This is a genomic window from Qipengyuania sp., from assembly GCF_048550555.1.
Lineage (GTDB): Bacteria > Pseudomonadota > Alphaproteobacteria > Sphingomonadales > Sphingomonadaceae > Qipengyuania.
Map to the genome: position 1 here is coordinate 23,354 of NZ_JBLYYF010000040.1, position 24,753 is coordinate 48,106.

19 protein-coding genes and 1 tRNA gene are annotated in these 24,753 nt (G+C 64.8%); 7 read left to right on the forward strand and 13 right to left on the reverse strand.

Annotated features, from left to right (window positions below):
• Positions 1-6: 6 nt before the first annotated feature.
• The 7 genes from ACN4E0_RS10670 to rimO all read right to left on the reverse strand — a co-directional run bounded on the left by ACN4E0_RS10670 (position 7) and on the right by rimO (position 9,944).
• Positions 7-663: a L,D-transpeptidase family protein gene (locus ACN4E0_RS10670; RefSeq protein WP_419567686.1), complete on the reverse strand. Its 657-nt coding sequence runs from the start codon at positions 661-663 to the stop codon at positions 7-9.
• A gap of 84 nt (positions 664-747) precedes the next feature.
• A complete protein-coding gene (eda, locus tag ACN4E0_RS10675; protein WP_419567688.1) occupies positions 748-1,359 on the reverse strand; it encodes a bifunctional 4-hydroxy-2-oxoglutarate aldolase/2-dehydro-3-deoxy-phosphogluconate aldolase in 612 nt (203 codons plus the stop codon).
• Positions 1,356-2,327, reverse strand: a complete 972-nt coding sequence (glk, locus tag ACN4E0_RS10680) for a glucokinase (RefSeq protein ID WP_419567804.1) — start codon at positions 2,325-2,327, stop codon at positions 1,356-1,358. The genes eda and glk overlap by 4 nt, the downstream gene beginning before the upstream one ends.
• A gap of 2 nt (positions 2,328-2,329) precedes the next feature.
• Positions 2,330-4,147 (reverse strand): phosphogluconate dehydratase, encoded by a 1,818-nt coding sequence (gene edd / locus ACN4E0_RS10685; RefSeq protein ID WP_419567689.1) that lies wholly within the window; start codon positions 4,145-4,147, stop codon positions 2,330-2,332.
• The gene (gene zwf / locus ACN4E0_RS10690) at positions 4,137-5,579 is read right to left on the reverse strand and encodes a glucose-6-phosphate dehydrogenase (protein ID WP_419567691.1); all 1,443 of its coding nucleotides are present in this window, start codon (positions 5,577-5,579) and stop codon (positions 4,137-4,139) included. The genes edd and zwf overlap by 11 nt, the downstream gene beginning before the upstream one ends.
• Before the next feature lie 384 nt (positions 5,580-5,963).
• On the reverse strand, positions 5,964-8,330 hold the full coding sequence (locus tag ACN4E0_RS10695) for an EAL domain-containing protein (protein ID WP_419567692.1): 2,367 nt from the start codon (positions 8,328-8,330) through the stop codon (positions 5,964-5,966).
• 240 nt (positions 8,331-8,570) lie between these two features.
• Positions 8,571-9,944 carry a 30S ribosomal protein S12 methylthiotransferase RimO gene (gene rimO, locus ACN4E0_RS10700; RefSeq protein WP_419567694.1) on the reverse strand — a complete coding sequence of 458 codons (1,374 nt, stop codon included), beginning with the start codon at positions 9,942-9,944 and terminating at the stop codon, positions 8,571-8,573.
• Between the two features lie 76 nt (positions 9,945-10,020).
• Between rimO and ACN4E0_RS10705 the strand changes: the two genes are divergently transcribed.
• Complete coding sequence (locus tag ACN4E0_RS10705; RefSeq protein ID WP_419567696.1) at positions 10,021-10,419, forward strand: DUF1761 domain-containing protein; 399 nt, start codon at positions 10,021-10,023, stop codon at positions 10,417-10,419.
• Positions 10,420-10,422: 3 nt separating this feature from the next.
• Here the strand turns inward: ACN4E0_RS10705 and ACN4E0_RS10710 are convergent, their stop codons facing one another.
• From ACN4E0_RS10710 to serS, 3 genes are read right to left on the reverse strand one after another with little or no spacing between them, the layout of a single operon-like run.
• Positions 10,423-11,514, reverse strand: coding sequence for a potassium channel family protein (locus ACN4E0_RS10710; protein WP_419567697.1), 1,092 nt, complete (start codon positions 11,512-11,514; stop codon positions 10,423-10,425).
• On the reverse strand, positions 11,514-12,275 hold the full coding sequence (surE, locus tag ACN4E0_RS10715) for a 5'/3'-nucleotidase SurE (protein WP_419567698.1): 762 nt from the start codon (positions 12,273-12,275) through the stop codon (positions 11,514-11,516). Before surE ends, ACN4E0_RS10710 begins: the two co-directional genes overlap by 1 nt.
• Positions 12,275-13,555, reverse strand: a complete 1,281-nt coding sequence (gene serS / locus ACN4E0_RS10720; protein WP_419567699.1) for a serine--tRNA ligase — start codon at positions 13,553-13,555, stop codon at positions 12,275-12,277. Before serS ends, surE begins: the two co-directional genes overlap by 1 nt.
• Before the next feature lie 129 nt (positions 13,556-13,684).
• Here serS and ACN4E0_RS10725 point away from each other — a divergent pair, with 129 nt between their 5' ends.
• Positions 13,685-14,989: a sulfotransferase family protein gene (locus ACN4E0_RS10725; RefSeq protein ID WP_419567700.1), complete on the forward strand. Its 1,305-nt coding sequence runs from the start codon at positions 13,685-13,687 to the stop codon at positions 14,987-14,989.
• Between the two features lie 49 nt (positions 14,990-15,038).
• On the opposite strand, the gene ACN4E0_RS10730 is transcribed toward ACN4E0_RS10725, so the two are convergent.
• On the reverse strand, positions 15,039-17,360 hold the full coding sequence (locus ACN4E0_RS10730; RefSeq protein WP_419567701.1) for a TonB-dependent receptor: 2,322 nt from the start codon (positions 17,358-17,360) through the stop codon (positions 15,039-15,041).
• A 122-nt stretch (positions 17,361-17,482) separates the two neighbouring features.
• Here ACN4E0_RS10730 and ACN4E0_RS10735 point away from each other — a divergent pair, with 122 nt between their 5' ends.
• The 3 genes from ACN4E0_RS10735 (at position 17,483) to ACN4E0_RS10745 (ending at position 20,275) form a co-directional block, all read left to right on the forward strand.
• Entirely contained in the window at positions 17,483-18,103 is a 621-nt protein-coding gene (locus tag ACN4E0_RS10735; protein WP_419567702.1) for a TetR/AcrR family transcriptional regulator, read from the forward strand.
• A gap of 54 nt (positions 18,104-18,157) precedes the next feature.
• On the forward strand, positions 18,158-18,430 hold the full coding sequence (locus ACN4E0_RS10740) for a hypothetical protein (protein WP_419567703.1): 273 nt from the start codon (positions 18,158-18,160) through the stop codon (positions 18,428-18,430).
• Positions 18,431-18,592: 162 nt separating this feature from the next.
• A complete protein-coding gene (locus tag ACN4E0_RS10745; RefSeq protein ID WP_419567704.1) occupies positions 18,593-20,275 on the forward strand; it encodes a BCCT family transporter in 1,683 nt (560 codons plus the stop codon).
• A gap of 41 nt (positions 20,276-20,316) precedes the next feature.
• Here ACN4E0_RS10745 and ACN4E0_RS10750 read toward each other — a convergent pair.
• Both ACN4E0_RS10750 and sppA read right to left on the reverse strand, forming a co-directional pair.
• Positions 20,317-20,391, reverse strand: a tRNA-Val gene (locus ACN4E0_RS10750).
• A 78-nt stretch (positions 20,392-20,469) separates the two neighbouring features.
• Positions 20,470-22,350 carry a signal peptide peptidase SppA gene (gene sppA / locus ACN4E0_RS10755; protein ID WP_419567705.1) on the reverse strand — a complete coding sequence of 627 codons (1,881 nt, stop codon included), beginning with the start codon at positions 22,348-22,350 and terminating at the stop codon, positions 20,470-20,472.
• Between the two features lie 104 nt (positions 22,351-22,454).
• Here sppA and ACN4E0_RS10760 point away from each other — a divergent pair, with 104 nt between their 5' ends.
• Both ACN4E0_RS10760 and ACN4E0_RS10765 read left to right on the forward strand, forming a co-directional pair.
• The gene (locus ACN4E0_RS10760) at positions 22,455-23,480 is read left to right on the forward strand and encodes an aspartate carbamoyltransferase catalytic subunit (RefSeq protein WP_419567706.1); all 1,026 of its coding nucleotides are present in this window, start codon (positions 22,455-22,457) and stop codon (positions 23,478-23,480) included.
• On the forward strand, positions 23,477-24,706 hold the full coding sequence (locus ACN4E0_RS10765; RefSeq protein WP_419567708.1) for a dihydroorotase: 1,230 nt from the start codon (positions 23,477-23,479) through the stop codon (positions 24,704-24,706). Before ACN4E0_RS10760 ends, ACN4E0_RS10765 begins: the two co-directional genes overlap by 4 nt.
• Positions 24,707-24,753: the final 47 nt, after the last annotated feature.

Consider the following 24,753-nt stretch of genomic DNA (forward strand, 5'->3'; position numbering starts at 1 on the left):
GCGACCTCAGATGATGCTGTCGCCGAGGCCGATCCGCTGGCCATCGGTGATCACAACCTTGTCGCCCTTCTTGGCGATGGCGAAGAGGCGGCTGGCGATCTCGTCGGGAACGCCGATACAGCCATGGCTGGCATAGCCGTTCTCGACGAGGTGCCCGCCATGGATGGCGACGCCGTCGTTTGTCAGGAACAGGCTCCAGGGCATCGGCGCATTGCCATATTTCTCCGAAACATTGTGACGGTCCTTCCATAGGATCGGGAACACCCCGAGCGGGGTCGGGTGCTCGTCTGTACCGAGCATCACGGCTGCCGCGCCGATTTCGTAGCCGCCCCGGAAAATAGAGATGACGCGTGCGTCGAGATCGACGGTCACGAGCAGGGGGCCGTCGGGCACACCTTCGTCGTTCCAGTGCCATTCGCCATACTTTATCGGGCCGTCGATCTGCAGGATGCGACGGACGGTGTAGAGCCTGTCAGCATCGGCGGCAGCCTTGGCGGCAATCGCGCCATGCGCGAAGACGGGCTGGGCGGCAGCTTGGGCCGACTCGACAGGTGCCCCCCCCGGCTCATCATCTGCCGTCGCCCGGCCGCCCAAGGCGACGCCAGCCAGCACCAGCCCGACCGCAACGGTTCCCCCACCGATCCACTTCAGAATCACGTCCATGGCGATACTATGCCCGCGAAGGGATGAATTTTCCAGCAACGCGCGGTCGGCGTCCCGCGCGGGCACATGGTTCCTCCGAACCGGTCAATCCGCCAGCGTCGCGGCCTGGCGGGCCAGTTGTTGCACCTGGCGCTCGTCGACGGGGCCGCGCGGGGCCACCCAACTGCCGCCCACGCACAGGACGGGATCGAAGGCGAGCCATTCGGCCGCATTGGCCAGCGAAATTCCGCCTGTAGGGCAGAAACGGCATTGACCGAAGGGAGCTGCGAGCGCCTTGAGCGCGGGCAGCCCGCCTGCCGCCATGGCCGGGAAGAACTTGAAATGGGTCAGGCCGAGATCGAGCCCCCGCATGATATCTCCGGCGTCCGCGATCCCGGGAAGGAAGGGGATTTCGGCAGCGTTTGCGGCTTTGCCGAGCGGCTCGGTGAGACCGGGCGACACGATGAACCGGCTTCCTGCGTCGATCGCCTCGGCGAGCTCCCGCCCGTTGGTCACCGTTCCCGCTCCGACGATCGCGCCGTCTACCCTGCTCATCGCACGGATCGCATCGAGTGCGACCGGGGTGCGCAGTGTGACTTCGAGCACCGGGAGCCCGCCAGCAACCAGCGCGCGCGCGAGCGGTTCGGCATGCTCCAGTTCGTCGACCACAATCACCGGTATGACCGGTGCGGTCTGCATGATGTCGGCGATGGTCATGCGTGTTCCCTGGCAAATGCTGCAGCGGCACCGAACAGGCCCGGCTGCGGATGGGTGATGAGCTTGACGGGGATCGATGCCATCAGCTCCTGGAAGCGGCCCTTGGCCTTGAACCGCTCGGCAAAGCCCGACTTCACCAGTGTCTCGCGGATGCGATAGCCGAGCCCTCCGGCGATGACGACGCCGCCGAAACCGCCCTGAGCGAGTGCGATATCGCCGGCAACGCTGCCCAGTGACAGGCAGAACCGGTCGACGGCCGCCGCGGCGAGGCTGTCGCTGCCGTCCTGCCCCCGTTTCCAGATTCCGATGTCGTCTTCCTCGGCGACCGGTTTGCCCTCCATCGCGGCGAGCGTCTGGTAGATATCGGAAATGGCGGGACCGGCAACGACGCGTTCGACCGAGACTCGGGTATGACGCTTGCGCAGGCGGGCGAGGATCGCATCGTCGATCTGGTCGAGGGGGGCGAAGTCGATATGTCCCCCCTCGGTCGCCGAGACGCGATAGGTTCCGTCGGGCTCGCGGTAGAGATGGGCAACGCCCAAGCCGGTCCCGGGCCCGAGGACGCTGAGGCGCCCGGTCGGCGCGAGCGGCTTGTCGGGACCGGTCAGGTGGATGAACTGATCGTCGTCGACGCGCGCCACCGCGTGCGCCACCGCCTCGAAATCGTTGACGATGCAATAGTCCTCGACGCCGAGCTTTTCGCGGACCATCGCCGGGCGGATGATCCACGGGTTGTTGGTGAAACGGATTACATCGCCGCCCACGGGCCCGGCGATGGCCATCGCCACGCGCGGCGGCAGGGTTCCGCCCATGCGCTCGCGGAAATCCTCCCATGCGGTCTGGAAGCTGGCATGATCTTCGGTGTGGAGCGTCTCGGGTTCACCCAGGCTGATCGAGCCGTCATCGGCCACCGTGGCGATGGCGAAGCGAGCATGCGTGCCGCCGATATCGACGCTGACGAGATCCATGGTCACAGACCCGCCATCGCGAGCATGGCCGATGCACCTTGTTCCGCGCCATCGGCACCGGCACGGAACATGGCGAAGAGTTCGCGGCCCATTCCGATATCGGGATCGGGGGCCGGGGCAGGCTCGCGGCTGTCGAGATCGGATCCGGTCGAAAGCTCTCCCGTAACCGCGCAGACGCGCACGATGTCGCCATCGCGCAGCTTCGCCAGCGGGCCGCCACCAAGCGCTTCCGGCGTGCAGTGGATCGCTGCGGGCACTTTGCCCGAGGCGCCCGACATCCGCCCGTCGGTAACGAGTGCTACCTTGTAGCCGCGGTCCTGCAGGACGCCGAGCGCGGGTGTGAGCTTGTGCAGTTCGGGCATGCCATTGGCGCGCGGGCCCTGAAAGCGGACGACCACCACCACATCCTTGTCGAGTTCGCCCTTGCGGAACGCTTCGTTGACGGAGGGCTGGTCCTCGAAGATCCGGCACGGCGCTTCGACGGTCCACCGCTCGCGCTCGACAGCGGAGGACTTGAAGCAGGCACGGCCGAGATTGCCCTGGACCAGGCGCATGCCGCCATCAGCCTGAAAGGGGGCAGAGGCGGGCCGCAGCATTTCGCTGTCGCCCGAAGGTCCCGGCTCGCGCCAGGTCAGCGTGTCGCCATCCATCCCGGGTTCCCGCGAATAGGCTTCGAAGCCGCCCTCCCACACGGTCACGATGTCGGCGTGGGCGAGGCCCTCATCAAGCAGGGTGCCGATGACGTAGCCCATGCCGCCGGCCTCGTGGAAATGGTTCACGTCACCCGAGCCATTGGGATAGACGCGAGCGACCAGCGGCACCGCCGAGGACAGTTCGGCGAGGTCGGTCCAGTCGAAGCGGATTCCGGCGGCGCGCGCCATGGCGGGAATGTGGATCGCGTGGTTGGTCGATCCGCCGGTAGCGAGAAGGCCGATTGCCGCATTGATGATGGCCTTTTCGTCAACCACGCGTGAGAGCGGGCGGAAATCCTCCCCCGCCTTGCCGATCGCGGCGAGCCGGTGAGTGGCGGCGCGGCTCAGTTCCTGCCGCAGCTTCGCGCCCGGCTGGACGAAGGCCGCGCCGGGTACGTGGAGGCCCATCATCTCCATCATCATCTGGTTGGAATTGGCGGTGCCGTAGAAGGTGCAGGTGCCGGGCGAATGATAGCTGCCCATCTCGCTGGTGAGCAATTCCTCGCGGCTCGCCTTGCCCTCGGCATAAAGCTGGCGGACGCGCTGCTTTTCCTTGTTCGAAATACCCGTACCCATCGGGCCCGAGGGCACGAAAATCGCGGGCAAATGGCCGAAGCGCAGCGCGCCCATCAGCAGGCCGGGTACGATCTTGTCGCAAATGCCGAGTAGTGCGACACCATCGTACATCGCGTGGCTCAGTGCGATCGTGGTCGAAAGTGCGATCGTATCGCGGCTGAAGAGCGACAGTTCCATGCCCGCCTCGCCCTGCGTCACCCCGTCGCACATGGCCGGCGTCCCGCCCGCGACCTGGACGGTGGCGCCGACCTCGCGCGCCCAGATCTTCATCCTCTCGGGATAGCGATAGTAGGGCTGATGGGCCGAGAGCATGTCGTTATAGGCCGTCACGACGCCCAGATTGGGGCCCCTGGCCGCCATGATCGCGGCTTGGTCCTCTTCGGCGCCGGCAAAGGCATGGGCGAGGTTCGAGCACGACAGCGATCCGCGATTGACCTGCCGCTCGCCTTCGCGCTCCATAAGATCGAGATAGGCGGCCCGGCTGTCGCGCGAGTTGGCGATCACCCGTTCGGTAACGCGATGGATCGTATCGTTGAGCGGTTTATTCGTCATGCCAGCTTACCCCGTCACGTTCTGCCAGCGCGATGGCAGCGCTCGGGCCCCAGCTGCCCGCGCCATAAGTCTTGGGTTTGATACCCTCGCTTTCCCACAGCGCGCGGATGGCGTCGATCCACTCCCATTGCGCCTCGACCTCGTCGCGGCGAACGAAGAGCGTCTGGTCGCCCTCGATCAGGTCGAGCAGAAGACGTTCGTAGGCGATGCGGCGGACCGCGCCCGAAAAGGCGTCGGGCATGGCGATGTCGAGCGGCACCTGGCGCAGCCGGATGCCCTCGCGGTCCAGTCCGGGAACCTTCGCCATCATCGACAACTGGACGTTCTCTTCGGGTTGGATACCGATGACGAGGCGGTTGGGCTGGGTGCTCGCCCCGCGCCCCTCGAAGATCGAGTGCGGAATGCAGCGAAACTGGACGACGATTTCGGTCACCCGCTCGGGCAGTCGCTTCCCCGTGCGCAGGTAGAAGGGCACGCCCTTCCAGCGCCAATTGTCGACATGCGCCTTCAGGGCGACGAAGGTCTCGGTGTCGCTGTCCTTCCCGAGTTCCTCGTCGTATCCAGGCACGGCCTCGCCGTTGACAGCCCCCGCGCGGTACTGGCCGGTCACGGTCTGGTCCCTGGCAATAGGGCGAAGCGCGCGCAGCACCTTTACTTTTTCATCGCGCACCGCGGTTGAATCGAAGCTGGACGGGGGCTCCATCGCCACCAGCGCCAATAGCTGGAGCATGTGGTTCTGGACCATGTCGCGCAGCGCCCCGCTGTCGTCGTAATAGGCCACCCGCGATTCCAGCCCCACGGTCTCGGCCACGGTGATCTGGACATGATCGATATAAGTCGAATTCCACACCGGTTCGAACAGCAGATTGGCGAAGCGCAGCGCCAGCAGGTTCTGGACGGTTTCCTTGCCGAGATAGTGATCGATGCGGAAGATGCGATCTTCGGAGAAGGCCTTGGCCACCGCGTCATTGATCTCCTTGCTCGACGCCAGGTCGGTGCCGAGCGGCTTTTCGAGACCGATGCGGACGTTGCCCTGCGTCAATCCGGCATGGACGAGCCCGTCGATGGTCGGTTCGAACAGGCTCGGCGCGGTCGACAGGAAGATCGCCAGCCCCTTCTCGTATACGCCGACTTCCTTCGCCAGCTCGTCATATCCTTCCAGCGTCGTGGCATCGACAGGGATGTAACTAAGCCGGTTGAGAAAGTCGGCCACGCCACCGCGGCGATGGTCGGGCAGGTATTTCTCCAGCGCTTCGCGGGCGAAATTGCGATACTCCTGCGTCGACAGCTCCGAACGCGCCGTGCCGACGATCTTCAGCTCTGGCTCAAGCAGGCCGTCCGCATCGAGCGCGCAAAGCGAGGGCAGCAGCATGCGCTGGGCGAGGTCGCCGGTGGCGCCGAACAAAAGCAGGCGATCTGCGGGTGCGTTCATGCAGCGGGCCTGACGATCATGGATGCTTCCTCCTCCATCAGGCGGATAACAGCGCGGGAAGAGGTCCGCCAGCGGGCTGCATTCCTATTCTTTGGTAGTGCCCCCAAGCCGCGCCAGCTGATCGCGGGGAAGCGAACGGCAGGGGAATGCTCAGACAATGACATTGGCGGGGGGCATATCTCCATCTGGTCGCTCAACGCGGCAGCCGCGCGAACGTTTCGAGGAGCGCGTCTACGAAAAAGGGCCCCAGCAAGGGGCCCTTTGTAATTGTGACTGAGGTGCGGGCTTAGCCCTTACCCAGCAGCCATTCCCAGATGTTCCACATGGTCGTACCTCCTGATTGCTCAGGAGTTATATGTCATTAACCATATCTCTTTGTAAAGCCTAAACCATGTTTGCGGCCGGTCTCTCTATATCAAGACTCTGATATTCAAGGAGATTAGATAGGGATAGCGGGCGCGAAAAGGCAAAGCCCTGAACCTGCTGACAGCCTGCGTTCTCGAGCAATGGGATATCCTGCGGGTTCTCAAGACCTTCCGCCACAACGGTGATTCGCGCGTCGCGGCCCATCGCGGCTATGCTCGAGACGATCGCCAAAGCCTTGGGATCCTTGCCGATATTTGACACGAACAGCCGGTCGATCTTGATCTCGTCGAATGGCAGTTCGTAGAACGCCTCGAAACTAGCTGCGCCGATGCCGAAATCGTCCATCGAGATCCTGACGCCGATCGCCTTGAGTTCGTCGAGGATGCTTGCGGCCACGCTATGGTCCGAAATTCGCGCGGTCTCGGTTATCTCGAGCGTCAGCGATTGCGGGGCGAACCGCGTCGCCTGAAGGACATTACGCACCAGGCCCACGATACGCATGTCACCGAGCAAGGTGGCCGAGATGTTGACCGACATCGAAATCATGTGGCCGCGGAAATGCAGCAGCTTTCCGGCGGAGCAGGCGCTCTGGAGGACATAGCGGGTCAGATGTTCCATGCGCCCGGCCTTTTCGCACTGCTGGATGAAGTGCATGGGCGAGATGAAGCCGCGTGCCGGGTCGTGCCAGCGGGCCAGGGCCTCCACGCCGACGATCGAATTCGTGCTCAGATCGATCTTGGGCTGGTAGACGCAGTAGATTTCCCCTGCTTCCATCGCCTCGTCGATGCGCGCGCGAAGCGAGATATCCCACAGAAGGTCGGTCTGCGAACCGGTCTCAGCAATGGCGATCGGATTATGCGCTTCGGAGGTTTCCTCTGCAGCGGCAACAGCTGCCGCCAGACGGGCAGGCGGATCGCCGTCGATCGATGCGATGCCGAAGGTGATGCCGACGTCGACTGAAAAGCCGCCAACCTGGACGGGAGCAGCAAAGATCGCGCGCAGTCCCTCCAGGTGTTCGACGACTGCTTCGGTCTCCTCGGTTGTTACGTGCCATCCGAGGTGATGACCTTCGCTGTAGACCGCCAGGTTGGGGTCGGCCGCACGGAGGCGGTCGACGAGCTTGAGCACATAGCTGCCCTTGTCGTCCGACCTGAGCGTTTTCAGGACCCGCTCGTAATTCTGGATTTTGGCGATGACGATGTGGCCGCTGGCGATCGAATCGCGGACAAGGCGCGCTTCGAGGGCTCGAATCTTGGGGAGTCCCGTCTCCAGATTGACCATCTCGAGACGCCGTTTCCAACGCATGCGCGAGCGGAAGATGGCGTAGATGACCAGGAGCGCGGCGCCATACGAGAGTTCCACGCGCACACCGATCTTGGACGTGGCAACCAGGAGGATCGGCGCAAGTGCAACGATGAGCGAATAGGCTACCCAGCGACGCCTGCGTGTCCTGCATACAGCCAGTACGAGAACCAGCAGGGCGGAGAAGATGAATAGGGTAGCAGGCCCGCTGAGGCTTCTTGTATAGCCTGCCTTCAGCGTCTCCGCGCCATAAATATCGACGTAGCTTGCAGGTGCGTTCGCAAGGCGCGGGATTCGCTGCTGACTGCCCGGAACTTGTCCGCTGTGGCCAATTACGACGGTCTTTCCCGTGATTTCCACCGAATGTGAATGTGCCGCCGCAGCATTCGGTGACAGCGCCGCAATCGAGATTGCGGGAATGCGCGCGGGAGGAATGCCGTAGTCGACCGGAAAGATCGCTTTTGGATTGCCAACGATGCCTGCCATCGACGAAGCGGCGGAAGGCACTTGCTTGCCATTGACCAGGTAGCTGTAGTGGAGCTCCCAGGCGAGGCCCGACCAGTCACGATCGGTTTGGTCCGAGACGACTCGTCTTGCAGCTCCCGCTATTTCAGGCGAAGTGGCTCGGATGGCTTCATCGACGGTTGCCCCGTAGACCTTCCGATCAACCAGCGTGATGCGTGGACCGAGGTCGGCGATTGCGCGCGCGAGCTCTGCATCGGCCTTCCGATCATCCGATTCAGCGAAGGTCATATCGAGGTAGACCTTGCCCACGCCTCTGCGGTCGAGCTCGTCTAGCGCGGTGGCCAGCTCGTAACGTCTTTGCGGCGACCGCGGATCGTTGTGGACTTCATCGGAACCGATGAAAACGATATCACCCGACGGGCTTCTCTCTGCAATTCGCGACTGGATCAGCCAGAAGAATTGATCCAGCGGTTGGAGGAACGTAATTCCGTAGAGCGCAAGGGAGATTATCCCCGCCCACAGGAGGTTGCGCAGGCGCTCGAACAGCCGTCCACCGAACAGCGAACGCCAAGGGTCGAGGATCGGACCGGCCAGTTTCGAGATGCGTTGGTCACCCATCGGGCGCCCTTATGAGGGTCTTAAGTTTAAGAAAGTTTTGATGGGGGCGGCGAGGATACTTCGTAAGCCAACGAGGCTGCGGCTTGCGAAGGTAAATTCCGCTTTAGCAATTGGCGTGAAGAAAAATCGCGCAAGGGGCGCGACGGATCGCTCGGTGCTGCAATTTTCTTATTTTAGAAGAGTAGCATAGGTAGCCAGGATCGCGGTTTGCCAGGGTGGTTAACTACCCCCGAAGGTGTATCAGGCTACCGCTCCGAACAGGTCATGCGCATCGCTGTCCTCAATTGAGACAGTTACGATATCGCCGGAGGCGAGCCCCTGAGGAACGTTGCGAAGGTAAACCGCGCCGTCGATTTCGGGCGCATCGGCCTGGCTGCGCCCGGTTGCGCCGATGTCGCCGTCCTCATCGGGCTCGCCGACTTCGTCGATGATCACCGGGATCTGCCTTCCCACCTTGGCAGCAAGCTTGGCGGCGCTGATCCGCTCGGTCACTTCCATGATCCGGGCGTAGCGCTCTTCCTTGACCTCCTCTGGCACGGGATCGGGCAAGGAATTCGCCTGCGCACCTTCGACGGGTTCGAAGCGGAAGGCCCCGACGCGGTCGAGCTGGGCCTCCTCCAGCCAGTCGAGCAGATACAGGAAGTCCTCTTCGGTCTCGCCGGGAAAGCCTACGACGAAGCTCGACCGGATCGCGATCTCGGGACAGATCGCGCGCCAGCCCTTGAGCCGTTCGAGCACCTTGGCCTCGTTCGCCGGACGCTTCATGGCGCGCAGGACCTTGGGGCTGGCATGCTGGAAGGGAATGTCGAGATAGGGGGTGAGCAGGCCCTCCGCCATCAGCGGGATCACTGCATCGACATGCGGATAGGGATAGACGTAGTGCAGCCGCACCCAGGGCGGCACGCCGCCGCCGATGTCGAGCTGGCCCAGCTCGCGTGCGAGATCGGTCATGTGCGCGCGTACGTCACGGCCCTTCCAGCTGCGGCTCTCGTGCCGCGTGTCGACGCCATAGGCGCTGGTGTCCTGGCTGATGACCAGCAGTTCCTTCGTACCCGCCGCGACCAGCTTTTCCGCCTCGCGCAGGACCGCATCGATGCGCCGGCTGGCGAGCTTCCCGCGGAGGTCGGGGATGATGCAGAAGGCGCAGGAGTGATTGCACCCCTCCGAGATTTTCAGATAGCTATAGTGGCGTGGCGTCAGCTTCACGTCGGGCTGCGGGATCAGGTCGATGAAGGGCCCCTGGCTCGGTGGGGCATGTTCGTGAACCGCCTCGACGACCGCCTCGTACTGGTGCGCCCCGGTCACCGCGAGCACGCTCGGATGCGCGGCGCGGATGGCATCGGCTTCCTCGCCCATGCAACCGGTTACGATGACGCGGCCGTTCTCTGCAATCGCCTCGCCGATCGCCTGCAGACTCTCTTCCTTGGCGGAATCGAGAAAGCCACAGGTGTTGACCAGCACCACGTCGGCGCCGGCATAGTCGGGGCTCATGGCATAGCCGTCGGCGCGCAGGCGCGTGAGGATACGCTCGCTGTCGACCAGTGCCTTGGGACAGCCGAGGGAAACCATGCCGACCTTCTTCTGGTCGGGGATCGGGGTCGTGGTAGTGCTCATGATTGCGCGCGCCCCTACACCCGAACGCGGATTTACGCTAGCGTCCAGCTCGTCGAGGGTTTCGGGGAGAGCGGATATGGGTGAAATCAACCTCGGGGCAGTGCTGCTGGGCGCGCTGGCCTTCTTCCTCGTCGGAGCGATCTGGTACGGCGTGCTGTTCGGCAAGGCATGGCAGAAGGCCGCGGGGATGAGCGACGATCAACTCCAGGGCACCAACATGCCGCTGATCTTCGGCCTCACCTATCTTGCCGAACTGGTGGTCGCGTTCACCCTGTGGCATGCGATCGCGCGCAGCGGTGCAAGCGACCGCGCGGTGATGATGATGGCCGTGGGCTTCGGCGCGACGATCATGGCCCCGGCCGTCGGGATCAATTACCTCTATTTGCGCAAGAATTTGAGGCATTTCCTGATCGATGCTGGCCACTTGATTGTCGGCATGGCAGCCATGGGCGGCGTCTTCCTGCTCTTCCGCTAGCGATCAGCTGGGCTCGAGGTCCTCGCGATCGTGGCCGTCGCCCTGCGTTTCGCCATGGGATGTCGGGACGATCTCGACCACGACGTCGCCCGGCTGCAGCGTTTGGCACTCGGGCTCCCAGAAACCGAGCGCCTTGCCCCGGCGATAGACCCTGAGCCCGCGCCCTCCCGATTTCAGTTCGGCAAGCGTCTTGCCACATTCTTCTTCGGTCACTGCACGTTCTATCAGCTGCACGCGGCCGGAAATGCTGGCGAGGTCGGCGAGATATTCGGCGATATGCTCACCTTTGGCGCTTCCTGCCAGCAAGAGGCCGGTGAAGCGGACGGGGTTGATGACGTTGGTCGCGCCAGCCTGTCGGGCAATCATTTCGTTATCGTCCGCGCGCACGACGACGCTGATCGGCACCGCAGGAGCAAGCGCACGGGCCGTGAGGGTGATAAGGATTGTGGTATCGTCGCGCCCTGCGGAGATCAGCACGTTCGATGCTTCCGCGATCCGCACCGCCTTGAGGGTTTCGTCGCGCGTCGCGTCGCCCGCCAGGACATTACAGCCGAGTGCCTCGGCTTCGGTCAGACGATCTTCGCTCGGATCGATCACGACGATCCGGCTCGGTTCGGTGCCGCGTTCGATGAGTTCGGCGACCGCCTCGGAGCCCGAGATGCCGAAGCCCAGAACCACGATATGGTCGCACAATTGTTCCTGGATACGGGCCATGCGCCACTGCTCCCATGTGCGTTTGATGAGGAAGTTATAGGCCGTGCCGACGAAGATGAAGAGCACGGCGAAACGGACCGGCGTCACGATCACCGCCTCGACCAGCCGCGCGCGATCGGAGATCGGGGCGATATCGCCGAAGCCGGTAGTGGTGATCGAGATCATGGTGAAATAGACGACGTCGAGGAAACTCACCTCGCCATCGAGATTGTCGACCAGGCCCTCGCGGTCCCACCAGTGGATCATAACCACGGCGAAGATCAGCAGCAGCGCGAGGCCGAGGCGAATGCCGAGATCGCCCCAGACGGGCAGGCGCACCGCGCGGCGCAGGGGCTTGACGCCCTTGCTCATCCGCAGTTGGCGGGTGCGCGCGTCGGCCATTAGGCGAAGCGTCCCGCCAGTGCGCCCAGCGAAGAGTGGTGCGTGAGGTCGAGCTGGAGCGGGGTGACCGAGATGAAACCCTCGTCGATGGCCTCGAGATCGGTGCCGTGATCGAGCGTGTGTTCGATCGCCTCAAGCCCGAACCAGTAGTATTTGAAGCCGCGCGGGTCGCGTCCCTCGACTACTGTCCCGCGCGAATAGTCGTGAAAGCCCTGGCGCACCGCACGGATGCCCTTGACCTCGCCGGCAGGGATGGGCGGGAAGTTCACATTGACCAGCGTGCGCTTGGGCAGCGGGGTGTCGAGCAGGGGGGCGAGCACTTTCGCGCCCCATTCGACCGCCGCACCGAAGGGAACGTCCTCGCCCAACCCCTCTTTCGAATAGACCTGGCTCAGCGCGATCGAGCGAACCCCGGCCAGCGCGCCTTCGATGGCGGCGGAGACCGTTCCCGAATAGGTAATGTCGTCGGCCAGGTTCGCCCCGCGATTGACGCCCGAGAGGATCACGTCCGGCAGGCCGCCGAGCACCTTGCGCATGCCCATGGTCACCGCATCGGTGGGCGTGCCGGTGACCGAGAAACGGCGCTCGTCATGCTGGCGCAGGCGGACCGGGCGGGTGAGGGTGAGCGCATGCCCCATGCCCGACTGTTCCTCGTCGGGGGCGCAGATCCAGATGTCGTCGCTGAACTGGCGTGCGATGCCTTCGAGCACCTCGAGGCCCGGAGCGCGAATGCCGTCGTCATTGGTCAGGAGGATGCGCATCAGGACCGGGGCTCCAGCTTGGTGACACCGCCCATATAGGGGGCCAGCACCTCGGGTAATGTCACGCTGCCATCGGCATTCTGGTAGTTTTCCATCACCGCCACCAGCGTGCGCCCGACCGCGAGGCCCGAGCCGTTGAGCGTATGGACGAAGACGGTCTTCTTCTCGCCTTCGGGGCGGTAGCGCGCATTCATGCGGCGGGCCTGGAAATCGCCCGTGTTCGAGCAGGAGGAAATCTCGCGCCAGGCGCCCTGGCCGGGCAGCCAGACCTCGAGATCGTAGGTCTTGCGCGCGCCGAAGCCCATGTCGCCGGTGCAGAGCAGCATGCGGCGATAAGGCAGGTTCAGCGCCTCGAGGATTCCTTCGGCACATTTCGTCATCCGCTCGTGCTCGGCCTCGCTGTCTTCGGGGCGGCAGATGCTGACCAGTTCGACCTTCTCGAACTGGTGCTGGCGGATGAAGCCGCGCGTGTCGCGACCGGCGGAGCCTGCCTCCGAGCGGAAGCACAGCGTGTGCGCGGTCATACGTATCGGCTCGGCAAGGTCCGGCAGGATCTCGCCGGCGACCGAGTAGGTTAGCGGCACTTCGGAGGTCGGGACGAGCCAGCGATCGTCGGTGGTACGAAAGCTGTCTTCGGCGAACTTCGGCAGCTTGTCGGTGCCGTACATGGCATCGTCGCCCACCAATACAGGAGGGTTGCACTCGGTGTAGCCGTTCTCGCGCGTCTGCCTGTCGAGCATGAACTGCGCCAGCGCGCGGTGGAGGCGGGCGATATCGCCGCGCAGGAAGGTGAAGCGCGCGCCCGACAGCTTGGTGCCGGTCTCGAAATCCATGCCCAGCGCGGGGCCGAGGTCGGCATGTTCCTTCGGCTCGAAATCGAATTCGCGCCGGTCGCCCCATTGGTGGATTTCGACATTGTCGTTCTCGTCCGCACCCTGCGGCACGTCCTCGGCGGGGAGGTTGGGCAGACGGGCGAGCATGTCGTCGAGCTCTTTCCCGGCGGCAGCGGCGGCCGCTTCCCATTCGGGCATGCCGGCCTTGATCTCGGCGACCTCGGTCTTGAGCGCCTCGGCCTTCTCCGTGTCGCCCTGGCCCATGGCCTGGCCGATCGCTTTCGAAGCGTCGTTGCGGCGGCTCTGCGCCTGCTGGACCCTTGTCGTCGCCTCGCGCTTCTTGGCGTCGAGTGCGACGATCGTATCGGCCACCGGTTCGGCACCACGGCGGGCGAGAGCGGCATCGAAGGCTTGCGGATTGGCGCGGATGAAGGCGATATCGTGCATGGTCCGCGCCTATGCCTTCTCGGGTTCGGCTTGACCAGTCACTTCGCCGCCGCCGGATCGGGCTTTCTCGGGCACGACTCGAGCCGCCGCCCGTTCAGGGGCAAATCCAGGAGCTTGAAGGCAGACCGCTTGACCGACCGACCGATCCAGCCGCCGCGCCGTACGCGCTTCATCGATATCGCCGAAGGCGCCATCAGGGCGGGACGCAAGCTGGGCTGGGTGGATCCCGCCAGTTTGGAAAGGGACTACCTGCTCGAAGAGGCCGCGCAGGCAACCGGCCTCGACGATTTTGGCGATCGCTGGTTCGAACGTCCCTTCGAGGTCCTGCTCGACAGCGTGAAGCGCGAGGCACGCCTGAATGCGGCGGGCGATTTCTCCGCCATGAAGATGTTCCACCATGTGCTGCGCGACCGGCTCTACACCCAGATGTGGTTCAAGCGGCACCCCGAAATCCTCGCGCGACCGCTCAAGAACCCGGTGGTGATCGTCGGCCCGATGCGCTCGGGAACGACCCGGCTTCATCGCCTGCTCGCCAGCGACCGGCGCTTCGCCCATCTCCGCAGCTTCGAGACCATCAGCCCCGTACCGCGCCCCGGGTACGAAGCCGTGATGGAGGGCGAGGAGGAGGACTTCCGACCCAAGCTCGCCAGCCGCATCCTCAAGGTCGCGCGGCTCGTCAATCCGCGCACGCTGTCGATTCACCCCACCGGTCCCTACGAACCGGAGGAGGAACTGGGGCTCGTCGCCGCTTCGATGTACGGGATGAAATGGGAGGCGCAGTGGCATGTGCCGGGGTACTCGAGATGGTGTGCGGGCGAATCCGCCGTGCCGGCCTATCGTCATATGGCCGACCTCCTGCGGCTGATCGGCTGGTCGCAACAGGAGAGCTCACTGCGGCCATGGATCCTCAAGACGCCTCAGCACATGTTCGACCTGCCCGCTCTGCTAGAGGTCTTTCCTGACGCGAGGCTGATCTTCACCCATCGCGATCCCAAGAAGGTCGTCGGCAGCGCGGCCTCGCTCGCTTGGAACCAGACGATCATCTATTCGGACCACAACGACCCGGTCGAAACCGGCCGGGAATGGCTCGGCAAGACGGCGATGATGATCGAGCGCATGAGAACTGCGCGCGACAGCATCCCGCGCGAGCGGATGATCGACGTCCAGTACGAGGACATGGAGAACGACTGGCGCGCGACGATGGAGCGCGTCTACCGCTTCCTCGGCTTCGAGATCGAGCCGGCGATTGCTGGAATGCAGGCCTATCTCGACCGCTCGGCGCGGCTCAAGCGACGGCCGCATCGCTACAGCCTCGAAGAATTCGGCCTTGCGGAGGGTGAGGTTGACGAGCGCTTCGCCAACTATACCGAGACCTACGGCATTCCCGTCGAGAACGTGGCGCCGCCCGCGCGGCTGCGACGGGTGGCCCGATAGAAAAAGGGCGGAGCAAAGCCCCGCCCCCTGAAGTCGAGAGAGTGCCGGATCAGAACTTGAACTGGCCGGTCACGAAAACCCGGCGCGGGTCGCCGTAGAAGCCGGTCAAATTCCCTTCGAGGCCCAGCACAGTGCCGGTGACGAAGTCGTAGCCGGCGACGATATAGCGCTTGTCGAACAGGTTCTTGCCGTGGAGGCCGACCGACCAGCGATCGCTGTCGTCGGTATAAACGATGCTGGCATCGACAAGGGCGAAGCCATCCTGATCGAGCGGTCCGGGCAGTTCGAACTGGCTCGAATCCGAGCGCAGCGAGACCGAACCGAGGAAATCGACGATGCCGCTGCCTACCGGCAGCCCGAGGTCGAACCCGGCATTGGCGGTGATGTCGGGCGTGTTCTGGAAGACGCGCTGGTCGGCGACATCGTTGCCGAAGGCGTCGATGAAAGTGTTGTATTTCGCATCGAGGATGCCCAGCGCCCAGTTGAAGGTAAGGCGGCTGCCCGGCCCGGCGAAATCCTTGCCGACGATGGCCCGGCCTTCGAATTCGAAGCCGTTCACATCGGCGTCGCCCGCATTCGAGGTGATGCCGATGAAGCTGTCGTTAGTCCCGTCACCATCGGTATCGAAGCCGACCGAGCCCGGTATCTGGACGTCGGTATAGTCGCCCTTGAATGCCGCGAGGCTGACGAACAGCCGGTCGTCGAGCAGCGAGGCCTTCCAGCCGATTTCATAGCTGTCGACCTTTTCGGGAGCGAAGCTGAGGAAGGCGTACTGATCGGCGTAGTCGATGTCGCCGTCGCCATCGAGGTCGGGTGCGGCGGTCGATTGGCCGCGCGGGTCGAAGCCGCCGCCCTTGAAGCCCTTCGAATAGGTGAAATAGAGCGTGTGGTTGTCGTTGGGCTTGAACGCGAGCGAAGCGCGCGGCGTGAATTCCTTGAAGGTCGCGCTGCCCGTAAAGTCGCTGGTCACCGCGATGGCGGTCGCGGTCGAAGGCGGGAAGAGGTCCGAGAAGCCGCCGATGAAGGTGGTGCGCAGGATGCGGCTGTCCCGCTTGTCCCAGGTATAGCGACCGCCAAGCGACAGGCTGAGCTGGTCGGTGATGTCATAGGTGAAGTCGCCGAAGATCGAATAGGTCTCGGTATCGACATCGCCCAGCGTCTGCGCATTGAGCCCGGGCAGGCCGATCAGCGCGCCGGTGGTGAACAGCGCCACGTCGAAGGCGGTGAAGGCGTTGGCGTCGAGGTAATAGGCGCCGAGCACGCCCGACAGGCGGTCGCCCTCGTAGAGCAACTGGAGTTCCTCGCTGAACTGCTTGTTCCGGTAGATCGCGGGGACGTCGAGATCGGCGGCGGGAAGGCTGTCGAAATCGATCGGCGTGGTCGACCTATCCTTGCGGTAACCGGTGATCGACTTGAGCGTCACCGTGTCGCTGACTTCATAGGCCACGGTCAGGCCGCCGCCATAGGCTTCGACCTCCTGCTCGACCACGTCGAGGCCCGCGCGCGTGTCGTAAACGTTATCGAGGACGGGGGCCCCGCTGAAGGCACCCGGCAACAGGCGGTGGCCCTGGCGCGGGTCCGAATTGTCTTTCACGTAATCGCCCGAAAGACGGATGAAGAGCGGGCCGTCGTCGAACTCGATCGTCCCGCGGGCGGCCCAGACGTCCTTGTTGTAGTTCTCGACCCCGGGCTGAGTGAGGTTGTCGCCGTAGCCGCCGCGCGAAAGACGCGCGCCGCTGACGCCCACCTTCAGGCTGTCGCTGAGCGGCGTCGAGGCGGTGACGATGAGGTCGGCCTGGTCGTAAGAGCCATAGGTTCCGCGGACCTTGACCTCGGTGTCGTCGGGCAGGCGTGCGGTGACGTATTTGATTGCGCCGCCGATGGTGTTGCGCCCGTATAGCGTGCCCTGCGGACCGCGCAGCACCTCGACCCGCTCGACATCGTAGACGTCGAGCACTGCGCCTTGGGGACGGTTGAGATAGATGTCGTCGACATAGAGACCGACGCCCGCCTCGAAGCCGGCGACCGGGTCCTGCTGACCGACGCCGCGAATGAAGGCGGTAAGCGTCGTGTTGGTGCCGCGGCTGACCTCGAGGGTGAGGTTCGGCACTTCCTGAGCGATTTCTGTGATTTCGAGCGTCCCGCCCTTCGTCAGCTCCTCGCCCGAAAGCGCGGTGATGGCAAGCGGCACGTCCTGGATGCGTTCCTCGCGGCGACGCGCGGTCACGACAATGGTGTTGCCTTCCTCGGCCAGTGGGGCGGGAGGCGTGTCGTCGGCTTCCTGGGCCGAGACGGGGGCTGCGGACAAGGCGGCGAAAGCGACGCCGGCGAGCAGGCTCGCAGCGAGGAATTTGGTGGAACGCGTGATCATTTTTCCCTCCCGAACATTCTTATGCGAGCGTCAATACTGAAACTTGAACCACCTTTCAAGTTAGATGTTGATTGATGCCATGGGGGCGGATAGCGTAGGCGCATTGGAGGGGGTGTTCCGCAATGACCAGCGATGTGGCCATGACGGGGAAGGAGCCGCGGACCGAGCGCGGGCGCAAGACGCTGCGCAAGCTCCTCGATGCTGCCACGCGCGAGTTCGCGGACCACGGATTCCATGACGCGTCGATCAGCGGGATTACGCGCCGCGCCGGGGTCGCGCTGGGCAGTTTCTACACCTATTTCGACAGCAAGGACGCAATCTTCCGGGCGCTGGTCTCGGACATGAGCGCGGGCGTAGCGCAGGCCGCGCGCGAGGCGCTCGATCCCGCAATGGGCGCGCTCGAGATCGAACGCGTCGCCCTGCGCGCCTTCCTCGCCTTCGCCGCCGAGCACAAGGAAATCTACCGCATCATCGACGAGGCCGAATTCGTCGATCCCGAAAGCTACCGGGACCATTACGAGACGATCGGATCGCGGATAGAGGAACGCCTGCACGCTGGAGGGCAGGCAGGCGAATTGGCGCAGGACCTCGGCTCGGTCGAGGCCTGGGCGGTCATGGGCATGAACGTCTTCCTCGGCCTGCGCTATGTCATCTGGGCGCGCGAGGGCGATCCTCCCTTCGACGACATCGCCCGCCGCGCCAACGATCTTCTCGCGCGCGGGGTCGGCTCAGGCCAATCCTGACCCACGGAACCGCGCCGCAGCGAAGCCGTTGGTTTCGCAAAGGAGAATGATCACATGATCGGCAAGATTATCGGAGCTTTCGTCGGCGACAGGCTCGCCAAGGAAACCAACGCCATCGGCGGCGCCAGCGGTGCTGCTCTCGGCGTCGTGGCCAGCACGGTCCTTCGTCGGATCAGCCTTCCCGCCATGGTTGCGCTCGGCGTGGGCGGCTATGTCGCCAAGAAGGTGCTCGACAAGAAGAGTGCAGAAGAAGAGGCCGGGGCAGGCTCTCCCAAGCCCACCGAGGCGCCCGCGGCTCGGAGCAAGACCACCGCAAAAGCCGCCTGACTTCGTGTCGTTGAGAATGCCATGCAGGACCGCCCGCTCGGGCGGTCCTTATGCTATGGGTGGTGCCGTTCTTCCTTTCGCTGCGCCGACATGATCTGCCGATAGGGTCGTCAGAATGCCGTATTCCTCGCGCCGGAACCGCGCGGGGAGACAGGAGAAGACATGACAGCCGCAAGCGAGCCCCCCGTCGAACCCCCGCTCATCGAGCTGCCGATCGAGACGGCCTCGCGCGGTTTCTACGACGGCTTCAGTCGCGCCGTCGCGATCCCGTCGAAGGTGATCGTCTCGCTGCTCATCATGTGGGCGATCTTCTTCCCCGTACGCGCCAACGAGACGCTGGAAGCGGCCAATTCGCGTATCATCACGTCCTTCGCTGGCTGGTACGTCTATCTCGTGGCGTTTTTGATGCTGGCCTGTTTCGTGCTCGCGCTCGTGCCCAAATCGGGCCGACTGCGCATCGGCAATGCCGGTGAGAAGCCGGAATTCGGCCGCTTCTCCTGGTTTTCGATGCTGTTCGGCGCAGGCATCGGGATCGGGATGCTGACCTACTCGACCGGCGAGCCGCTATCGCACTTTGCGAACAACCCGGAAATCATTCGCGGCGCGGTCGCAGCGGAGTCGGTCGAGGCGGTGCGCCCCGCCTACGCATACACCTTCCTGCATTGGGGTTTTGCCGCTTGGGGGACCTACGCGCTGGTCGGCCTCGCAATCGGCTATGTCGCCTACCGGCGCAACCTGCCTTTGACTGTCCGCTCGGCCCTCGCGCCGCTGTTCGGGCTCAAGCTTTCCGGCCTGTGGGGGCATCTGATCGATATTGTCGCGGTCGTCGCGACGCTGCTGGGTGTGGCGGTCACGATGGGGCTTGGTGTCGAACAATTCGTGGCGGGGCTCGCGCGGCTGGGCCTCGGCGACTGGCTCCTCGATTCGGACGGGTCTTCGTCCGCGCTAGCCATCATGATGGCGCTGTTGATCCTCGTCGGCGCATCGACGCTCAGCGCGCTGTCCGGCGTGGGGAGAGGCATCAAATGGCTCTCGAACCTCAACATGGTGCTTTCCGCGCTGTTGCTCGCATTGTTCCTGATCGTCGGGTCGGGCTTCTATGGGCTGCGGGTGCTGGGGATCGGCCTGTGGGACTATCTGCGCACCCTCGTGCCCAATTCTCTCACGCTGTTCGAGGGGGGGAGTCCCATCGGTGAAGCGCTGGTCCAGTGGCAACTCGACTGGTCGGTCTTCTACTGGGCGTGGTGGATAGCCTTCGCACCCTTCGTCGGGATGTTCATCGCTCGCATTTCGCGGGGCCGAACCATTCGCGAATACGTCCTGGGGGTGATCCTCGTCCCCTCGCTGATGTGCTTCGTGTGGATGGCCATCGTCGGCGGTACTGCCATCGACCTGGAACTGAGCGGCATGGCCGGGGGGCGCATCCTCGAGACCGGAATTTCGGACCAGCTCTACGCGACCCTGGCGGTCCTGCTCGGCCCCGTCTCGACAATGATAGCCTCGGGCCTCGTGGTGGTGCTGTTGCTGACCTATCTCATCACATCGACCGACAGCGCGATCCTGATCGTCAACACGATCAACGGCGCGGGCGAAAGCGAGGGGAGTCGGCGACGCCATATCATTTTCTGGGGCATGGCACTGGCCCTGATGGTCGGCAGCATGCTGATCCTCGGCGGGATCAATGCGATCCGCATCACGATGATCATCGGTGCGCTGCCCTTCAGCTTCGTGGTCGCCATCATGGCGATCGCGATACTCAAGGCTGTGGCATTCGATCTCCGGCGCAACCGTCACGGCGTGCCCACTACCGCCCAGGCGGTTGAGGACGCATTGAGGGGCAAGTAGCCGCACTCATGAACGCGGTCGCGTGATTGTCGTGGTGAGAATGGTGGGCGCGGCAGGGATTGAACCTGCGACCCCACCCGTGTGAAGGGTGTGCTCTACCACTGAGCTACGCGCCCGCCCGGCTGAGCCGCTGGCGAAGCAGCGGCAGGGCAGGGGCGCGCCTTTACTGTGCGAATCGGCGCGTGGCAAGCACCCTAGCCGAACAGCAGGGCTACCACCCTCGCGAGCCACCCATGGGGAGCGGATGCCTGCACCCGGGCCGGCGCCGTCGTCGGACAGGCGAGGCAATAGGCCTGCGCACCCCTTGCCCCGAGCAGGCGTTGCGTATCGGCGGAGACCTGGGACACCAAGGCGACCTGCCCCTGTGCAAGGCGCGCGAAGACGTCGCCGCCCGAACCCCGCTCCTCGCCATCGCCGATCAGCCACTGGCGCAGCAGCGTGTCGTAGGTCGAGGGCCTGGTACCGAGATACTGGACGTGCCAATTGTCGCCGAGGTCTGCCTGCGCTGCGGTCCATTGCAGCGCTTCCTCCAAGCCGCCGTATTCGTCGACGAGGCGAAGCTGGCGTGCGGTCCCGCCGTCCCACACGCGTCCCTGGCCAACGGCGTCGACCTGGTCGCGGGTCATGTCGCGTGCCTCGCCCACGCGGGCGAGGAAGTCCTCATAGCCGTTCTCGATGAAGGCCTGCATCATCGCGTCGGTTTCGGGGGTGAAGCCGCCGATCAGGTCGGGCTGGCCCGACAACGGCGTGGTGCGCACCCCGTCGCTGGTCACGCCGACCATCGCCGCGGTCTGCTCGAAGGTCGGAACGACCGCGAATATCCCGATCGAGCCCGTGATGGTTTCGGGTTCGGCGAAGATCCGGTCGGCCGGGGTCGAGACCCAATATCCGCCGCTTGCCGCGACATTGGCCATCGAGACCGCGATCGGGATCTCGCGCGCCTTGTGGCGGAGGATCGCTTCGCGGATCGCCTCGCTCGCCAGAACCGAGCCACCGGGCGAATCGACGCGGACCACGAGCCCCGCGAGATCGTCTTCGAGCGCCTCGTCGAGCAGGCCGGCGATCCTGTCGCCGCCGGCTACGCCGGGGCCGGCATCGCCATCGACGATCTCGCCCGCCACGGTGATCACGCCGATGGGTTTGCCCTTGCGGGGGAGGGGGTTGTCCTCGAGCCACACGGCGAGATCGGTGTGCGGATAGGCGTTGGGTCCATCGCCCCAGTCGTCTGCGCCGACCAGTTCGACCACGCGCTTTTCGAAATCGGCACGGCTGCCGAGCTTGTCGACCAGCCCCGCCTGCAAGGCGGCGGTGGCGAGGTCGCCCTTCGCCGCCGTGATCCACTCGACCGGTTGGGTGGTGATGCGCGCGATATCGGCGCCGGGGCGCGCCTTCTTTAGATTGGCGCGATATTCCTCCCACAGCGTTTCATACAGGGCGCGGGCATTCTCGCGCGCCGGCTCGGACATGTCGCTGCGGCTGTAGGGTTCGACCGCGCTCTTGTATTCGCCGACCTTGTAGACGCGTGCGTTGACCTTCAACTTGTCGAGCAGTCCGGCGTAGTAGAGTCGCTCGCCACCGGGGCCGGCGACGACGGCGCCCCCCAGCGGATTGACCCAGACCTCGCTCGCATGCGCGGCGAGGAGCATGGAATCGTCGGTATAGGCGGTGGCATAGGCAAGCACCGGCTTCTCGGCGGCGCGCACGCGATCGAGCGCCTCGCCGATTTCCTGCATGTGGACCTGGCCGCCGCCGAGGAAACGGTCGAGATCGAGCACGACGGCGGTGATGCGATTGTCCCCGGCGGCTTCGTCGAGGGCGTGGACCAGTTCGCGTGCCTGGTATTCGCCCATCGGTGCCGTGCCCGATAGGAGCGCCTCGATCGGGTCGATCTCGGCCCGTTCCTCGACCACCACGCCGTCGAGCGCGATCAGCAATGCGCCTTCGCGCACCGAGGCCGGGCCGGGCCGCGCGGTCAGCACCGCGAACAGCGCCGAGAAGAACAGCAGCATGAAGACGAGCACCAGCCCGTCCTTGATGCCGACCAAGAGGCGCCAGACCTTGCCAGCGAATTTCATGCGTCAAATCTCCTGTCTGCATGTCGAGTTAGGGAAGCGCGCGGGACTTTGCCACCGGAAAGCGCTTGAGCGGCACAGGCTGCTCGACTAAGGGCGTGGTCTCAATGACATCGACGCCAAAACCGCCGCACGCGGCCCGCTATCCGGCGGGCGGCCTCGCGTTCCCGCACCGCGACCTGATCGGTATCGGCCAGCTCGAACGGCACGAGATTCTCTTCCTGCTCGACGAGGCGGAACAGTGGGTCGCGCTCAACCGCCAGGCGACCAAGCACGAAAACCTGCTGTCGGGCCTGACGGTCATCAATGCCTTCTTCGAGAATTCGACGCGGACTCTGCTGAGCTTCGAGATCGCCGGCAAAAGGCTGGGCGCCGACGTGGTCAATATGCATGCAGCGCAGTCGAGCGTGAAGAAGGGCGAAACGCTGATCGACACGGCGATCACGCTCAATGCCATGCGCGCGGACGCGATCGTCATCCGCCATGGTTCGAGCGGAGCGACCCAGTTGATCGCCGACAAGGTCGACTGCCCCGTACTCAACGCGGGAGACGGGCAGCACGAACATCCGACGCAGGCGCTGCTCGATGCGCTCGCCCTGCGCCACGCGCTGCGCGCTCGCGGCACGGCTGCGGAGGATTTCACCGGCCTGACTATCGTGATCTGCGGCGACATCCTGCACAGCCGCGTGGCGCGCTCCAACCTGCTCTGTCTCCAGGCGCTCGGCGCATCGGTGCGGCTGTGTGCCCCGCCCGCGCTCATGCCGGTGGGGATCGAAGCCATGGGGGCCGACGTGTTCCACGACTTCGATGCCGCGCTCGAAGGTGCGGACGTGGCGATGATGCTGCGGCTGCAGACCGAGCGGATGAGTGGCCAGTTCATCCCCTCGGCGCGTGAGTATCATCATCTCTACGGGCTCACGAAAGAGCGTCTCGAGAGGGCTGCCAAGGATGCGCTGGTGATGCACCCGGGGCCGATGAACCGCGGGGTCGAGATCGACAGCGAGGTGGCGGACATGATCGACCGTTCGATCATCACCCGGCAGGTCGAGATGGGGGTCGCGATCCGCATGGCCGCGCTCGACGTGCTCACCCGCCGCGCGCGCGGTGTCGCAGGCTGGGGAGAGGCGGCATGAAGCAGCAGCGCCCCCTGACGATCACCTCCGGCCGGCTGGTGACTCCCGATGGCCTTCGCGACGGCGGTTTGCGACTGGTCGATGGCCTGATCGACGGCGTCGGTGTCGACCCGCAGGATGGTGACGAGATCGTCGATGCCGGGGGACGTCTCGTGGTGCCGGGTCTGGTGGATCTCGGCGTTTTCGCGATCGACAAGCCGGCCTTCCACTTCGGCGGGATCACCCGCGCCGCGCTGATGCCCGATCAGTCGCCGCCGCTCGACCTGCCGAGCCGCGTGTCCTATATCGCCAAGAGCGGCAAGCCCGACTTCTGGGTCCACCCGCTGGCGGCAGCGACGCGCGGCCTCGAGGGGCGCGAGATCGCCGAACTGGCGCTGATGCGCGAGGCGGGGGCACGGGGCGTCGCCACGGGCCGCCAGTGGATCGCCGATTCAGGCGCTATGCTCCGGCTGCTGCAATATGCCGCCATGCTCGACATGGTGGTGATCGCCCATGCGGAGGATGCGGCGTTGGTCGGCAGCGCTGTCGCCACCGCGGGCGAAATCGCCACCCGCCGAGGCCTGCCGAATGCCCCCGCCGAAGCCGAGGCGATCGCGCTCGCCCGCGACATCGCGCTCGCCGAAATGGCGGGCGCCCGGATTCACTTCCGGCAGGTCACGACGCGCGCCGGCCTTGCACTCGTGCGCGCGGCCAAGGCTCGCGGCTTAGAGGTCACCTGCGGCGTCACGCCCGCGCATTTCATGCTCTCGGATCTCGCAACGGTCGAATTCCGCACCTTTGCCCGGCTGTCTCCGCCGCTGCGCTGTGAGGACGACCGGAAGGCGGTCCGCGAGGCCCTCGCAGATGGCACGATCGACGTTATCGCCAGCGGCCACGACCCGCGCGGTCCCGAAGACAAGCGCCTGCCTTTCTCCGACGCCGAGCCGGGCATGGCGGGGGCGGAGACGCTGCTGGCCATGGCACTGTCGCTGGTACGCGACGACTTGATCGATCTGTCCCGCGCATTCGATCTCGTCGCGACGGCGCCCGCGCGGCTGCTGGGCGCCCCGGCCGGCGCTCTTGCAGCCGGACTGGAGGCCGATGTCGCGATCGTCGATCCCGACCGTCCCTGGGTCATCCAGAGCGCCAGGATGGAGGCGACCGCCGGCAACACGCCGTTCGACGGCCAGCCGACGCAGGGGCGGGTCACTCAGCTCTACAAGGGCGGCGTGGCCATCAAGCGCTAGGCAGAGAAAGCCCCGCCCGGATCGCTCCGGACGGGGCACTCGATGGT

Coding starts and splice junctions, on each gene's coding strand:
- ACN4E0_RS10710 (WP_419567697.1), bottom strand. CDS start 11,514: ATGGCCGACGCGCGCACCCGCCAACTGCGGATGAGCAAGGGCGTCAAG.
- rimO (WP_419567694.1), bottom strand. CDS start 9,944: ATGAGCACTACCACGACCCCGATCCCCGACCAGAAGAAGGTCGGCATG.
- serS (WP_419567699.1), bottom strand. CDS start 13,555: ATGCACGATATCGCCTTCATCCGCGCCAATCCGCAAGCCTTCGATGCC.
- ACN4E0_RS10745 (WP_419567704.1), top strand. CDS start 18,593: ATGACAGCCGCAAGCGAGCCCCCCGTCGAACCCCCGCTCATCGAGCTG.
- eda (WP_419567688.1), bottom strand. CDS start 1,359: ATGACCATCGCCGACATCATGCAGACCGCACCGGTCATACCGGTGATT.
- ACN4E0_RS10765 (WP_419567708.1), top strand. CDS start 23,477: ATGAAGCAGCAGCGCCCCCTGACGATCACCTCCGGCCGGCTGGTGACT.
- glk (WP_419567804.1), bottom strand. CDS start 2,327: ATGGATCTCGTCAGCGTCGATATCGGCGGCACGCATGCTCGCTTCGCC.
- surE (WP_419567698.1), bottom strand. CDS start 12,275: ATGCGCATCCTCCTGACCAATGACGACGGCATTCGCGCTCCGGGCCTC.
- ACN4E0_RS10730 (WP_419567701.1), bottom strand. CDS start 17,360: ATGATCACGCGTTCCACCAAATTCCTCGCTGCGAGCCTGCTCGCCGGC.
- ACN4E0_RS10760 (WP_419567706.1), top strand. CDS start 22,455: ATGACATCGACGCCAAAACCGCCGCACGCGGCCCGCTATCCGGCGGGC.
- zwf (WP_419567691.1), bottom strand. CDS start 5,579: ATGAACGCACCCGCAGATCGCCTGCTTTTGTTCGGCGCCACCGGCGAC.
- ACN4E0_RS10740 (WP_419567703.1), top strand. CDS start 18,158: ATGATCGGCAAGATTATCGGAGCTTTCGTCGGCGACAGGCTCGCCAAG.
- ACN4E0_RS10695 (WP_419567692.1), bottom strand. CDS start 8,330: ATGGGTGACCAACGCATCTCGAAACTGGCCGGTCCGATCCTCGACCCT.
- edd (WP_419567689.1), bottom strand. CDS start 4,147: ATGACGAATAAACCGCTCAACGATACGATCCATCGCGTTACCGAACGG.
- ACN4E0_RS10705 (WP_419567696.1), top strand. CDS start 10,021: ATGGGTGAAATCAACCTCGGGGCAGTGCTGCTGGGCGCGCTGGCCTTC.
- ACN4E0_RS10670 (WP_419567686.1), bottom strand. CDS start 663: ATGGACGTGATTCTGAAGTGGATCGGTGGGGGAACCGTTGCGGTCGGG.
- sppA (WP_419567705.1), bottom strand. CDS start 22,350: ATGAAATTCGCTGGCAAGGTCTGGCGCCTCTTGGTCGGCATCAAGGAC.
- ACN4E0_RS10735 (WP_419567702.1), top strand. CDS start 17,483: ATGACCAGCGATGTGGCCATGACGGGGAAGGAGCCGCGGACCGAGCGC.